This window comes from Pseudomonas sp. CP-1, assembly GCF_021213715.1.
Classification (GTDB): Bacteria; Pseudomonadota; Gammaproteobacteria; order Pseudomonadales; family Pseudomonadaceae; genus Pseudomonas; species Pseudomonas aeruginosa.
The window spans coordinates 215,474-228,800 of record NZ_JAJQKY010000002.1 but is presented as its reverse complement, the minus strand read 5'-3'; the positions used below and the strand labels follow the sequence as shown (position 1 = coordinate 228,800).

At 68.7% G+C, this 13,327-nt stretch carries 12 protein-coding genes; 10 read left to right on the top strand and 2 right to left on the bottom strand.

Going from position 1 to position 13,327, the window contains the following annotated elements:
- Positions 1-62 precede the first annotated feature (62 nt).
- Positions 63-1,532: an IMP dehydrogenase gene (gene guaB, locus LT948_RS04950; RefSeq protein ID WP_003092702.1), complete on the bottom strand. Its 1,470-nt coding sequence runs from the start codon at positions 1,530-1,532 to the stop codon at positions 63-65.
- Between the two features lie 263 nt (positions 1,533-1,795).
- Here guaB and LT948_RS04945 point away from each other — a divergent pair, with 263 nt between their 5' ends.
- The 4 genes from LT948_RS04945 to LT948_RS04930 all read left to right on the top strand — a co-directional run bounded on the left by LT948_RS04945 (position 1,796) and on the right by LT948_RS04930 (position 6,146).
- Positions 1,796-2,773: a helix-turn-helix transcriptional regulator gene (locus LT948_RS04945; protein WP_003119304.1), complete on the top strand. Its 978-nt coding sequence runs from the start codon at positions 1,796-1,798 to the stop codon at positions 2,771-2,773.
- Positions 2,774-2,907: 134 nt separating this feature from the next.
- Complete coding sequence (locus tag LT948_RS04940) at positions 2,908-3,804, top strand: transporter (protein WP_073656940.1); 897 nt, start codon at positions 2,908-2,910, stop codon at positions 3,802-3,804.
- Positions 3,805-3,816: 12 nt separating this feature from the next.
- On the top strand, positions 3,817-4,974 hold the full coding sequence (locus LT948_RS04935; protein WP_003092718.1) for an MFS transporter: 1,158 nt from the start codon (positions 3,817-3,819) through the stop codon (positions 4,972-4,974).
- 29 nt (positions 4,975-5,003) lie between these two features.
- Complete coding sequence (locus LT948_RS04930; RefSeq protein ID WP_003113816.1) at positions 5,004-6,146, top strand: class II histone deacetylase; 1,143 nt, start codon at positions 5,004-5,006, stop codon at positions 6,144-6,146.
- On the opposite strand, the gene LT948_RS04925 is transcribed toward LT948_RS04930, so the two are convergent.
- Positions 6,131-6,913 (bottom strand): sulfite exporter TauE/SafE family protein, encoded by a 783-nt coding sequence (locus tag LT948_RS04925; RefSeq protein WP_073656941.1) that lies wholly within the window; start codon positions 6,911-6,913, stop codon positions 6,131-6,133. The two genes, LT948_RS04930 and LT948_RS04925, sit on opposite strands and share 16 nt — an antisense overlap.
- A 107-nt stretch (positions 6,914-7,020) precedes the next feature.
- On the opposite strand from LT948_RS04925, the gene LT948_RS04920 reads away from it, so the two are divergent.
- The 6 genes from LT948_RS04920 to LT948_RS04895 all read left to right on the top strand — a co-directional run bounded on the left by LT948_RS04920 (position 7,021) and on the right by LT948_RS04895 (position 13,323).
- Positions 7,021-7,929 carry a LysR family transcriptional regulator gene (locus LT948_RS04920; protein WP_073656942.1) on the top strand — a complete coding sequence of 303 codons (909 nt, stop codon included), beginning with the start codon at positions 7,021-7,023 and terminating at the stop codon, positions 7,927-7,929.
- Between the two features lie 36 nt (positions 7,930-7,965).
- Positions 7,966-9,345 carry an exodeoxyribonuclease VII large subunit gene (gene xseA / locus LT948_RS04915; RefSeq protein ID WP_065278369.1) on the top strand — a complete coding sequence of 460 codons (1,380 nt, stop codon included), beginning with the start codon at positions 7,966-7,968 and terminating at the stop codon, positions 9,343-9,345.
- 6 nt (positions 9,346-9,351) lie between these two features.
- Positions 9,352-10,287: a LysR family transcriptional regulator gene (locus LT948_RS04910; protein WP_209364548.1), complete on the top strand. Its 936-nt coding sequence runs from the start codon at positions 9,352-9,354 to the stop codon at positions 10,285-10,287.
- A gap of 151 nt (positions 10,288-10,438) precedes the next feature.
- Entirely contained in the window at positions 10,439-11,479 is a 1,041-nt protein-coding gene (locus LT948_RS04905; protein ID WP_003092730.1) for a TRAP transporter substrate-binding protein, read from the top strand.
- Between the two features lie 72 nt (positions 11,480-11,551).
- Entirely contained in the window at positions 11,552-12,046 is a 495-nt protein-coding gene (locus tag LT948_RS04900; RefSeq protein ID WP_003143145.1) for a TRAP transporter small permease, read from the top strand.
- Positions 12,043-13,323: a TRAP transporter large permease gene (locus LT948_RS04895; protein WP_003092733.1), complete on the top strand. Its 1,281-nt coding sequence runs from the start codon at positions 12,043-12,045 to the stop codon at positions 13,321-13,323. Before LT948_RS04900 ends, LT948_RS04895 begins: the two co-directional genes overlap by 4 nt.
- The last annotated feature ends 4 nt before the right edge of the window (positions 13,324-13,327 follow it).

The following is a 13,327-nucleotide window of genomic DNA, read 5'->3' as shown; positions in this document are numbered from 1 at the left end:
GAATTCGAAAACGACACGGGGCTGAATCGAACAGCCCCGTGCAGCACTCATTTCAATCAGCCTCAACCAACCCGGTAGTTGGGGGCTTCCTTGGTGATCTGGACGTCGTGGACATGGGACTCGGCCATGCCCGCGCCGGTGATCCGGACGAACTGCGGCTGCGTGCGCATCTGCTGGATGTCGGCGCTGCCGGTGTAGCCCATGGCGGCGCGCAGGCCGCCCATCAGTTGGTGGACGATGGCGGACAAGGCACCCTTGTACGGCACGCGACCCTCGATGCCTTCCGGCACCAGCTTCTCGGCGCCGGCGGAGGCGTCCTGGAAGTAGCGGTCGGACGAGCCCTGGGAGCCGGACATGGCGCCCAGCGAACCCATGCCGCGGTAGGACTTGTAGGAACGGCCCTGGAACAGCTCGATCTCGCCCGGCGCTTCCTCGGTACCGGCGAACATCGAGCCCATCATCACGCAGTAGGCGCCGGCGACCATGGCCTTGGCCAGGTCGCCGGAGAAGCGGATGCCGCCGTCGGCGATCAGCGGTACGCCGGTGCCCTCGAGGGCGGCGGCGACGTTGGCGATGGCGGAGATCTGCGGCACGCCGACACCGGCGACGATGCGGGTGGTGCAGATCGAGCCCGGGCCGATGCCGACCTTGACCGCGTCGGCGCCAGCCTCGGCGAGGGCCTTGGCGGCCTCGGCGGTGGCGATGTTGCCGCCGATCACCTGGACGTCCGGGAAGGTCTGCTTGACCCAGCGCACGCGCTCGATCACGCCCTTGGAGTGGCCGTGAGCGGTGTCCACCACCACCACGTCGACCCCGGCGGCGACCAGCGCGGCGACGCGCTCGCCGGTATCGGCGCCGGTGCCGACGGCGGCACCGACGCGCAGGCGGCCCTGCTCGTCCTTGGACGCCAGCGGGTAGGTCTTGGCCTTCTCGATGTCACGGAAGGTCACCAGGCCACGCAGGTAGAAGTTCTCGTCGACTACCAGCATCTTCTCGATGCGGTTCTCGTAGAGCTTGGCCTTCATCTCTTCCAGCGGGGTGCCTTCGCGGGCGGTGACCAGCTTGTCCTTCGGGGTCATGATCGCGGCGACGGTATCGCCGGCGTTCGGCTTCACCCGCAGGTCGCGACCGGTGACGATACCGACCAGCTCGCCCTGCTCCACCACCGGGAAACCGGAGAAGCCGTACTCGCGGGCCATCTGCAGCAGTTCGATGATCTTGGTCGAGGGGGTCACGGTGACCGGGTCGCGGACGATGGCCGTTTCGTGCTTCTTGACCTTGCGGACTTCCGCGGCCTGCTGCTCGATGCCCATGTTCTTGTGGATGATGCCGATGCCGCCTTCCTGGGCCATGGCGATGGCCAGGCGGGCTTCGGTCACGGTATCCATCGCGGCGGATACCAGCGGGATGTTCAGTTCGATGCCGCGGGTCAGGCGAGTTTTCAAACTCACGTCCTTGGGCAGGACTTCGGAATAACCGGGGATCAGAAGGACGTCGTCGAAAGTCAGGGCTTCTTGACTGATTCGCAGCATGGCGGGCGCTCCCAGACGGGAAAAATGGAAGCGCGACATTATACCCAGCCACGCGCTTCCGCTCAACGCAGTTGATCGCCGAAAACGGCGAATGGGCAAATATCTTGCAAGGCGCCCGCCAGGCCCCGTTCCGCCTGTCCTATCCCGCATTTGCAGGATGGCAGCGCGGCGGCGGATGGCCGGATACTGCGTACGTCACCCAGCGACCGCCCAGGCGGCGGGACGCCGATTCCAAGAACTATAAAAGTGGGACGGGGGAGAGAATGAAAGGGAGCACTGACCCGCATTCGTCATCCGCAGCCTTGCTCGCGGCGTTCGGCGCCGCCGTGCTGGACATCAACCGGCTGGCGCGCGACAAGACCCTGGAGCGTTTCCATCGCACCGCGCTGGAACGTCTGCAGCAACTGGTGCCGTTCCAGCGTGCCTGGTGGGGCCGCGCGGCGCTGATCGACGGCGTGCCGGTGGAGCACAGCGCACACCTGTTCAACCTCGAAGAGCACTATGTCGAGGACTGGAAATCGATCAGCCACGACGACATCACCGTCGGCCTGGTACACGCCCGCCCGGGCACCGCCGTGGCCGTCGACATGCAGGCCACCGCCGGGCTTCGCTGGCTTGGCGCGCGTCACGACATCGGTGAGCTGCTCTGCGTGATCCACGTCGATCCGATCACCCGCCTCAGCGACCATGTCGCCCTCTATCGCACGCCTGGCGGCCCGCCCTTCGCGGACCAGGAGAAGCTGCTCCTCGGGCAACTCTCGGCGCACCTGGCCGCGGCGGTCTCGGCCAACCAGATCCGTACCCTGGTGGCCCTGCGCGAATCTCTCGAACGCCAGGCACTGGCCATGGCGGTATGCGACCGCTACGGCGTCCTGCATTGCGCCGAACGCGGCTTCGTCGACCTGCTGCTCGGCGCCTGGCCGGGCTGGACCGGCCCGCAGCTGCCGGAGGAAACCAGCCCGCAGGGCTATCGCGATGCGCGCCTGGTGATCGATTCGCGGCAGGTCGGCGACCTCTACCTGCTCACCGCGCGGCAACCGAGCGCGATCGAACAGTTGAGCAATCGCGAAGGCGACGTCGCCCTGCTGTTCAGCGAAGGCAAGACCTACAAGCAGATCGCCCGCGACCTCGGCCTGGCGCCGAACACCGTGCGCCATCACATACGCACCATCTATTCCAAGCTCGGCGTCAACGACAAGGCGAGCATCGCCCACCTGCTGCACCAGTTCCCGCCTGGCTGACAGCCCTCCACCCCTGCCATCACCGCTTCGACCGCCCCGCCATGGGCGGCATGGGCGCCCTTTCGCCTGCGAAAAGGCGCAACCACCACCGGCGCGACGAACGCCGGGCACACAACGACCGGGGAGACCGACACATGACCCACCGCACCGCCTCGATGGCCGCACCGACCGCCAGCGCCCTCGCGCTGCTCGGCACCCAGCTCCTGCTGGGCGCCGAGGCCGGCGCCGCCGACCTCAACGCCCGCGACTTCTTCGGCGCCCCGGCGGGCACCACGCTCGGCGTACTCTACCTGCCGGCGACCCGCGCCCATGAGTTCCACGGACCGGCCGATCGCAACGGCAAGGCCGAACTCAAGACCAACGCGGTGGCCTACCGCCAGGTGTTCTTCAGCGACATCTGCGGCACTCTCTGCACGCCGCAGTTCATCATTCCCTTCGTCGACATCGATGCGCGCCTGCCCAGCAGCGTCGGGCATACCGGCGAGACCGGTTTCGGCGATCCCCAGGTCGGCGGCACCCTGTTTTTCGTCAACGACCCGGAACGGCACCGCTACAGCGGCCTGCTGACCCTGATCACCCTGCCGCTGGGCGAGTACCACGCGAAGAACCCCGATGTCTCGCCCGGCGCCAACCGCTGGGGCGCCACCTTCGTCTACAACTACACCCAGGGCATCGGCCGCGACTGGGTGCTGGAAGCCAACCTGGAAGCGCAGTTCTACGCGAAGAACGACGACTACTTCGGCAGCGACCTGGAACAGAAACCGCTCTATCGCCTGCAGGCCTTCGCCTCCTACGACTTCAGCCAGAGCACCTACGGCGCCCTCAAGCTGGTGCACGCCGATGGCGGCGAACTGAAGCTGCAGGGCCATACCCTCGACGACACCCACCAGCGCTACACCCAACTCGGCTTCGAGCTAGGCCACTGGCTGGACCGGCGCAACAGCCTGATGTTCGGTCTCTCGCGCAACGTCGCCACCGACAATGCTTTCCATGGCAGCCAGGCCCTGTTGCGCCTGGTCCATGTGTTCTGAGGAGGCGCAGCCATGAGCGCTTCCGACAAGACTCTCGCCAGCGCCTCTCCGGCGTCCGGCAACCTCGCGCTGCTCGCGGCCATCGTGGTGTTCGCCGCGATCACCCCGACCATCCTGATGACCGCCCCCGCCGTCGCCGCGCAACTGGCGGCCCAGTGGCAACTGAGCCCGGCGCGGGTCGGCGACCTGTTTTCGGTGGAGCTAGGCGCCATGAGCCTGGCGACGCTGCCGGCCTTCCATTGGCTGAAACGCGTCGATTGGCGCCACGCGGCGCTGCTCGCCGGCCTGCTGTTCATCGCCGCCAACCTGGCCTCGGCGCTGGCCGGCAGCTACCCGCTGCTGCTCGCCCTGCGTTTCTGCAGCGCCCTCGCCGGCGGCTCGCTGATGATCCTCTGCCTGTCCAGCGCCGCCAGCACCGCCACCCCGAGCCGGGTCTACGGGCTCTGGGTGATGGGCCAACTGGTGGTCGGCGCCGTCGGCCTGGCACTGCTGCCGGCGCTGTTCGAACGCTTCGGCCTGGCCGCCTGCTACCTGTTGCTGGCCGGCCTGATGGGCCTCGCCCTACCGTTGTCGCGGGCCTTCCCCAGTGGCAGCCCGCCAGCGGAAGCCCGCGCCAGTACCGGCGCGGTTCACTCGCGACTGCGGGTCGGGCTGGGTATCCTCGCCGTGCTCACCTTCTATATCAGCCTCAGCGGCGTCTGGACCTTCATCGGCGCCATCGCCGAAGGCGCGGGGATCGGTGCCGGCGCCAGCGGCGAGGTACTCGCCGTCGCCACCCTGATGGGCATCGCCGGGGCGGCCTGCGCCTCCTTCATCGGCAACCGCCTGCCGCGCGACCTGATGCTGCTCGGCGGCTACCTGGCGATGGCCGCGGCGATCCTCCTGCTGATCGGCCAGCCACCGCTGGCGCGCTTCGCCCTGGCCGCGCTGCTGTTCAAGTTCACCTGGACCTTCGCCCTGCCGTTCATCCTCGCCTGCCTCGCCGACCTGGACCGCTCCGGCCGCCTGATGAACGCCTCCAACCTGGTCATCGGCGGCGGGCTGGCCATCGGCCCGGCGCTGGCCGGACGACTCATCGAAGGCAGCGGCGGTTTCCTCCCGCTACTGCCGATCGCCGCCGGCCTGGCCGGCCTCTCGCTGCTGCTGGCCCTGGCCTGCCGGCCACGCTGAAACCCTTTCCCGAACCACGGATACCCGCCATGACCCGACGTACCGCTTTCTTCTTCGACGAACTCTGCCTCTGGCACGCCGCCGGCCCGCACGCGCTGACCCTGCCGGTCGGCGGCTGGGTGCAACCGCCTGCCGCCGCCGGACACGCCGAATCACCGGAAACCAAGCGCCGGCTGAAAAGCCTGCTCGACGTGTCCGGCCTGACCGCCCGCCTGCAACTGCGCAGCGCACCGCCGGCGAGCGACGAGGACCTGCTGCGCGTGCATCCGGCGCACTATCTGGAACGCTTCAAGGCGTTGAGCGACGCCGGCGGCGGCAGCCTCGGCCAGGACGCGCCGATCGGCCCGGGCAGCTACGAGATCGCCCGGCTCTCCGCCGGCCTGGCCATCGCCGCGCTGGACGCGGTGCTCGCCGGCGAGGCGGACAACGCCTACTCGCTGTCGCGGCCGCCAGGTCACCACTGCCTGCCGGACCAGGCGATGGGATTCTGTTTCTTCGCCAACATCGCCGTGGCCATCGAGGCGGCCAAGGCGCGCCACGGCGTCGAGCGGGTCGCGGTGCTGGACTGGGACGTGCACCACGGTAACGGCACCCAGGCGATCTACTACCGGCGCGACGACGTGTTGAGCATTTCCCTGCATCAGGACGGTTGCTTCCCGCCTGGCTACAGCGGCGCGGAAGACATCGGCGAGGATCGAGGTCGTGGCTTCAACCTCAACGTGCCGCTGCTTCCCGGCGGCGGTCACGACGCCTACATGCAGGCCATGCAACGCATCGTGTTGCCAGCGCTGGAGCGCTTCCGCCCGCAATTGATCGTGGTCGCCAGTGGCTTCGACGCCAACGCGGTGGACCCGCTGGCACGCATGCAACTGCACAGCGACAGCTTCCGGGCGATGACCGCGATGGTCCGCGACGCGGCCGAGCGGCATGCCGGCGGACGCCTGGTGGTGGTCCACGAAGGCGGCTACTCGGAAGCCTACGTGCCGTTCTGCGGCTTGGCTGTGATCGAAGAACTCAGCGGCGTGCGCAGCGCGGTGCGCGACCCGCTGCGCGACTTCATCGAGTTGCAGCAGCCCAACGCGGCGTTCCGCGACTTCCAGCGCCAGCGCCTCGAAGAGCTGGCCGCACAGTTCGGCCTGTGCCCGGCGCAGCCGCTTCAAGCGGCCAGGTAGCGCCCGACCAGCGCCAGGCCGCTGCACAGCACCAGCCAGGTGACCAGGCGGACGAAGGCTTCACGCGACAGACGCAGGGTCACCCGACGGCCGATCCACAGGCCCAGCGCCATGCCCGGCAGCAGGCAGGCGGCGAGCAGCCAGGGCTCGCGCGCGGCATACAGCCCGGCGAGCAGGAACAGCCCCAGGCGGACGAAGGTGCTACAGCCGATCAACGCGCTCTGGGTGGCGCGCATCTGCTCTTTGCTCGCCAGGCGTCCGTTCAGGTACAGCGAATAGAGGAAGCCGCCGCTGCCGAACAACGCGCCGAACAGCCCGCCGAAGACACCGAACGGCAACGCCCAGGTCGCCCGCCAGCGCGGCTGGCCGCGTGGCTGGAGGAACAGCGCGTAGAGCGCATAGAGACTGACGAACACGCCGAGGGCCAGCATCAGCCGCTCCGCGCGTAGCGCCAGAAGTCCGTACGCCCCGAGCGCACAGCCCAGCAACATGCAGGGCAGCAGACGCTTGAGCTCAGTGACGGCGATCTGCCGCCGCGCCGGCAGCCAGTTGCCGAACGACGCGCTGAAATCCAGCAGGACCAGCAGCGGAATGATCTGCGACAGCGGCAGCACCCCGGCCAGCAGCGGGCCGGCGACCAGCGCGGTGCCGAAGCCGGCGATGCCGAACACCACATAGGCGAGGACGATGGCCAGTTCGACCAGCAGCCATTGCCATAGGCTGAACGGCAGGGCGGCGAACAGGACTGACGGATCGAGCGAGGACATGGCGACTCCCGGAACGACGACCTGCGCACTCTAGCGAGCGCAACGGCGCGCCAGCCAATACAATCCGAGCCCTGTAGCCATCTCGAAAAGGCATGGGGAATCTTCCGATGATCTCTTTGCGGCAACTCCATTACTTCGTCGAAATCGTCGAGTCCGGCGGCTTCAGCCGTGCCGCCGAACGCCTGTTCGTCGCCCAGTCGGCGCTCAGCCGGCAGGTGCGCGAACTGGAGGACAGCATCGGCACCCCACTGCTCCGCCGCGGTCCGCGCCGGGTCGAGCTGACGCCGGCCGGTCGCGCCTTCCTGCCACGCGCGCAGCGCCTGCTCGGCGACCTGGAGGCCGCCCGGCGCCTGGCTCGCGAGGTCGGTGAAGGCGGCCATGGCCTGCTGCGCCTGGGGCACTCCAGCTCGGTGCCGCTGGTGGGCGGCCTGCAAGCGGCGCTGCGCGGCTACCTCGCGGCGCAGAGCGGCGTCCGCCTGGAACTGACCCAGCAATCCTCCGAGCAGCAACTCGCCGATCTCGCCGAAGGACGCCTGGACCTTGGCCTGCTGCGCCTGCCGGTGCTGCGCCAGCATCCCCGGCTGCACCTGCGCGCCCTGTACCGCGAGCCGTTGCTCCTGGCTCTCGCCGCCGACCATCCGCTGGCCCGCCGTGAAGCCCCCGTGGCCCTGGCCGCCCTGGCCGGAGAAACCTTCGTCTCCATTCCCCACCTGCAACGCGGCGGCCTCAGCTATCGCGCCGCCGAACTCTGCCTCGGCGCCGGTTTCTACCCACGCCCGGCGCGCGCGCTGTCGCGCAAGACCAGCCAGTTGCAACTGATCGAGGCCGGCTTCGGCGCCGCCCTGGTGCCCGCCTCGATGCGCGCCATCGCACCGCCCGCCGTGCGCTTCATGTCTCTGGCCGAGGCCGAGGCATACAGCGAGGTGGCGCTGGCCTGGCGACGCGACGATAGCCCCCTGGTGGAAGGCTTCGTCGAATATTTCCTGGAGAATCTGCCGAACGAAGCCAAGGATTGATCGCACATCCCGGTGCGCCGCCTTATCATGCCGCCCATGCGTAACGATCCCTTCCAACGGCTCGGCCTCGATCGCGAGGTGCTGACCGTCAGCCAACTGAACCAGCGCGCCCGCCTGCTGCTGGAAGACGTGTTCCCGCAGGTCTGGGTCGAGGGCGAGCTGTCCAACCTCGCCCGGCCGGCCTCCGGCCATGTCTACTTCACCCTCAAGGACAGCAACGCGCAGATCCGCTGCGCGCTGTTCCGGCAGAACGCCCTGCGCGTACGCCAGGCCTTGCGCGACGGGCTGGCGGTAAAGGTGCGCGGGAAGATCTCGCTGTTCGAGGGACGCGGCGACTACCAGTTGATCGCCGATACCGTCGAGCCGGCCGGCGACGGCGCCCTGCGCCTGGCCTTCGAGGCATTGAAGGAAAAACTCGCTGGCGAAGGCCTGTTCGCCAGCGAACGCAAGCGTCCGCTGCCCGCCCATCCGCGCCGCATCGGTATCGTCAGTTCGCCCAGCGGGGCGGTGATCCGCGACATCATCAGCGTGTTTCGCCGCCGCGCACCGCAGGTCGAGCTGACCCTGGTGCCCACCGCAGTGCAGGGCCGCGAGGCCGTCGCGCAGATCGTCCGCGCGCTGCAACTGGCCGACCGGCAAGGCTTCGACGCGCTGATCCTGGCCCGGGGCGGCGGTTCCCTGGAAGACCTCTGGTGCTTCAACGAAGAAGCGGTGGCGCGCGCCGTGGCGGCCTGCACCACGCCGATCGTCAGCGCGGTCGGCCACGAGACCGACGTATCGATCAGCGACTTCGTCGCCGACGTGCGCGCGCCGACGCCTTCGGCCGCCGCCGAACTGCTGGCGCCCAACGCCGGCGACCTGCAGCAGCGTCTCGACGGCCTGCGCCGGCGCCTGGTGCTGCGCATGCGCGACCAGTTGCTGCGCGAACGTCTGCGCCTGGAAGGCGTCGCCCGCCGCCTGCGCCATCCCGGCGAACGCCTGCGCCAGCAGGCGCAGCGCCTGGACGACCTGGACATGCGCCTGCGCCGTGCCTTCGAGCGCCAGCTGGCGGTCCGCCACGAACGCCTGGTCCGCCTGGAGACGCGTCTCGCCGCACAGCATCCGGGCCGCACCCTGGCGCTGCTCCGGCAGAAGCTCGACAGCCTCGCCGCGCGCCTGCCGCGCGCCGCCCGCGAGGTACTGAAGGATCGTCGTCAGCGCCTCGAAGGACTGGCGCAGACGCTCAACGTGGTCAGCCCGCTGGCGACCCTGGGCCGCGGCTACAGCATCCTCCTCGACGAGCGTGGCCGGGCGATCCGCGATGCCGGCCAGACCCAGCCGGGACAGCGCCTGAAGGCGCGCCTGGCGGAAGGCGAACTGGAGGTGCGGGTCGAGGACAACCACCGGACGCCGGTGACCCTGTCGCTGCTGGACTGAGCCGCGATGATCCGCCTCAGCCAGCGCGCCCTGGCCTACCTCAACGAGGTGATCCACCACGGTTCTCTTCGCCGCGCCGCCCAGCACCTGAACATCGACCCCTCGGCCATCAGCCGGCAGCTCACCAGCCTGGAGGAACATCTCGGCGTGCGCCTCCTGCAACGCACCCCGCAAGGCGTGGCGCCTACCGAGGCCGGCGAGCTGCTGGTGGCGCACTACCGCCAGCAACGGGCCAACGAAGAGGGCGTGCTGTCGCGTCTGTCGGCCCTGCAGGGGCTGCGCCAGGGCAAGGTGCGCCTGGCGGTCGGAGAGGGCTTCATCGCCGACCTGATCTCCCAGCCATTGCAGAGTTTCATCCTGCGCTACCCCGGCATCGAGCTGGAGGTCCGCATGGCCGGGGCCAACGAAGGCGTGGCACTGGTCAAGGAAGACGCCGTCGACCTGGCCCTGGTCTACGCCCCGGTCGAGGACGGCGAACTGGACGTGCACGTCGACACCCGCCAGCCCCTCGACCTGATCATCCCCGCCAACCATGCCCTCGCCGGACACCGCGGCGCGGTGCCGATGCGCGCGCTGCGCAACGAGTCGCTGGCGTTGATCCACAACAGCACCGGCATGGGCCAACTGGCGGTGATCGCCGCCCAACTGGAGCGCATCGAGCTAAGGCCGAAGCTGCGCACCAACTCGGTGGCGGTGCTGACCAATTTCGTCAAGTCCGGCATCGGCGTGGCCTTCATGCCGGAGTTGACGGTCAGCCACGAGATCGAGGCCGGGCATATCCGTTGCCTGCCGCTGGCCCACCCGGCGCTGCGCGACGCCCGCGCGCGGATCGTCAGCCACAAGGGCCGCGAGCTGACCGTGGCGGCGATCGCCTGCCTGGAACACCTGCGCCGTGGCATGCGCTTCTTCAGTGGCGACGCGCCCGGGCTCTCGCAGCGCTGAGGCGTTGTCTTTTTCGCATCACGTCCGGACTTGAATAGTCAACGAGACAACGGCTAGCGTTGCTTCGCTTTCGTGCGAGCACCCGGCCCCGCGCCCCGACAAGAAGTGCCGCCGATCCCTCGACCGTTCGGACTGCCATAAGGAAAACAACATGCACACGAATCCGCGCCGCGGCCTCGCCCGCCGCTTCGCCGCCGGACTGCTGGCCGCCGCCCTGGGCCTGGGCGGCAGCCTCGCCCAGGCCGCCACCACCCTCAACCTGAGCTATAACGGCGCCGCCGACAGCGAGAAGAACCTGGTGCACCTGTTCGCCAGCAACCTCAAGCGCCTGGCCGAGGAAAAGAGCGGCGGCGAGCTGCAGTTCAAGCTCTACCCCAACAGCATGCTCGGCGAAGAGGAGCAGCGCATGGAACAGGTGATGACCGGCCCCGGCCTGAACATCGCCTCGTTCGCCGGGATCGCCCCGCTGTTCCCGGAGATCTACGTCAGCGCCACGCCCTTCATGTTCAAGGACGCCGCCGCGGCCCATGCCTTCTTCGATAGCGGCAGCTACTGGAAGGCCGCCCGCGAGGCCTTCCGCGAGCGCACCGGCACCGAGCTGCTGGCGGTGGTCGAGGAAGGCGGCTTCCTCAACTTCACCAACGGCAAGAAGCCGATCCACGGCCCGGCGGACTTCCAGGGCCTGCGCTTCCGCGCCATGGATCCCAGCCAGGTGGCGCTCTACGAAGCCTTCGGCGCCTCCGGCACGCCGATCCCCTGGACCGAGTTGTACATGGGCCTGCGCACCGGCGTCGCCGACGGCCAGATGAACCCGACCTCCTACATCATCCTCGGCAGCCTCTACCAGGTGCAGAAGTACCTGACCCTGGCCAACATCCAATACTCCGACCAGTTCCTGGTGGCCAACGGCGATCTGCTCGCCAGCCTCCCGGCGAAGGCGCGCCAGGCCCTGCTCGACGCCGCAGCCGAAGCCACCCGGCTGAACCGCGAGGCGGTCGCCGCCCAGCAGGAGCACGACCTGGCGTTCCTCAAGGAAAAGGGCATGCAGATCATCCAGCCGTCCGCCGATGACCTCGCCGCCTTCCGCGAGAAAGGCCAGCCGTCCTACCTGGCCTGGCTGAAGACCCAGGACATCGAGCCGCGCTGGACCGAGATGGCCTTCCGCGACGCCGGTCTCGCCACCGCCCCCTGACCTTCGCGCGTTGCCCCCCGACGGCCGCTGCCGTCGGTCGGGCGCGCCTGTCCGACTTCCGGAGTACCTCCCATGCCGTCATTGCTCAAGGGCATGCGCGCCGCGTTGCTGAACCTCGCCACGCTGCTGTTGCTGCTCGACCTGGTCCTTCTCATCTACGGCGTGTTCGCCCGCTACCTGCTCGGCAGCTCGCCGATCTGGATGGACGAACTGGCCCGCTACCTCATCATCGGCGCAGTAATGCTGGCGCTCGGCGCGGTATGGATGGAAGGCGGGCACATGCGCGTCAACCTGCTGGAACAACGCCTGCCGCCGCGCCTGGCGCAGGTCCTCAGGCTCTACCAGTGGCTGCTGGCGCTGGCCTTCTTCGCCTTCGCCGCCTGGGTCAGCACCCGCTACGCGCTGAACGCCGGGCGCTTCCGCAGCCTCGGCCTAGGCGTCAGCCGCACCTGGCCGTTGCTCAGCCTGCCGCTCGGCTTCGGCCTGCTGACCCTCATGCTGTTGCTCCAGGGCCCCTGGCCGCGGCAGCCGGCCAGCACCACCGTCGAGGGAGGGTCGCAGGCATGATGGCCATCGCCATGATCGCAGCCTTCGTGGTCAACCTCCTGCTCGGCCTGCCGCTGTTCCTCTGCCTGCTGCTCACCGCGCTGGTGGGGTTCCTCTTCGTCGACCCGGCGCTGTTCGCCAACACCCTGCCGCAGCGCTTCTTCGGCGGCATGGACATCTTCTCGCTGATGGCGATCCCGCTGTTCGTGCTGGCCGGCAACCTGATGAACCATTCCGGCATGACCCCGCGCCTGATGCGCCTGGCCAACGCCCTGGTCGGCCACTTCCGCGGCGGCCTCGGCCACGTCAACGTGGTCGCCGGGGTGTTCTTCGCCGGGGTCAACGGGTCCGCCGCGGCCGACGCTTCGGCACTCAGCACCCTGCTGGTGCCGGCCATGGAAAAGGAAGGCTACTCGCGGCGCTTCGCCGCCGGGCTGACCGCGGGCAGCTCGCTGATCGGTCCGATCATCCCGCCGAGCATCTTCATGATCCTCTACTCCTCGCTGACCAACACCTCGGTGGGCGAGCTGTTCCTCGCCGGGGTGATTCCCGGCCTGCTGCTGGCCGCCGCCTTCATGCTGCTGAACGCGGTGTACGCCTACCGCAACGGGCTGCAGGCGCGCCATGCGGCACCGGCCTGGGGCGAGATCCTGGCGGCGCTGTCCGGCGCCCTGACCGCGCTGATCGCGCCGGTGATCATCGTCGCCGGAATCGTCCTGGGCCTGGTCACGCCCACCGAGTCGGGCGCCCTGATCGCCCTCTACGTGGCGCTGGTCGGCCTGCTCCAGCGCCAACTGAGCCTGGTCGGGCTGTGGAACTCGCTACGCGAGACGGTACGCCTGACCGCCAGCATCTACGTGATCATCGCCGCCGCTTCGGTGGTCAACTGGTTGCTCAACTACGCCCAGGTCGCCAGCGAGTTCGCCCAGTTGCTGGAGCCGTTCGGCCACTCGCCGACCCTGATGCTGTTCATCATCAGCGCGGTGATCTTCGTCTGCGGCATGCTCATGGAAGAAGTCTCGGTACTGATGCTGCTGACGCCGATAGTCGCTCCGGTGGCGCTGGCCGCCGGCGTGGATCCGGTGCACCTGGGGCTGATCTTCACCCTGAACATCACCATCGCCCTGATCACCCCGCCAATGGGCGCCTGCCTGTTCATCGTGGCGACCATCAGCCGCCTCGATATCCTGGAAATGTTCAAGGGTATCTGGCCGTTCATCCTGCTGGCCCTGGGGGTACTCTCGCTGCTGATCCTGTTCCCCTCCCTGACCCTGTGGCTGCCACGCCTGCTCAATTGACACC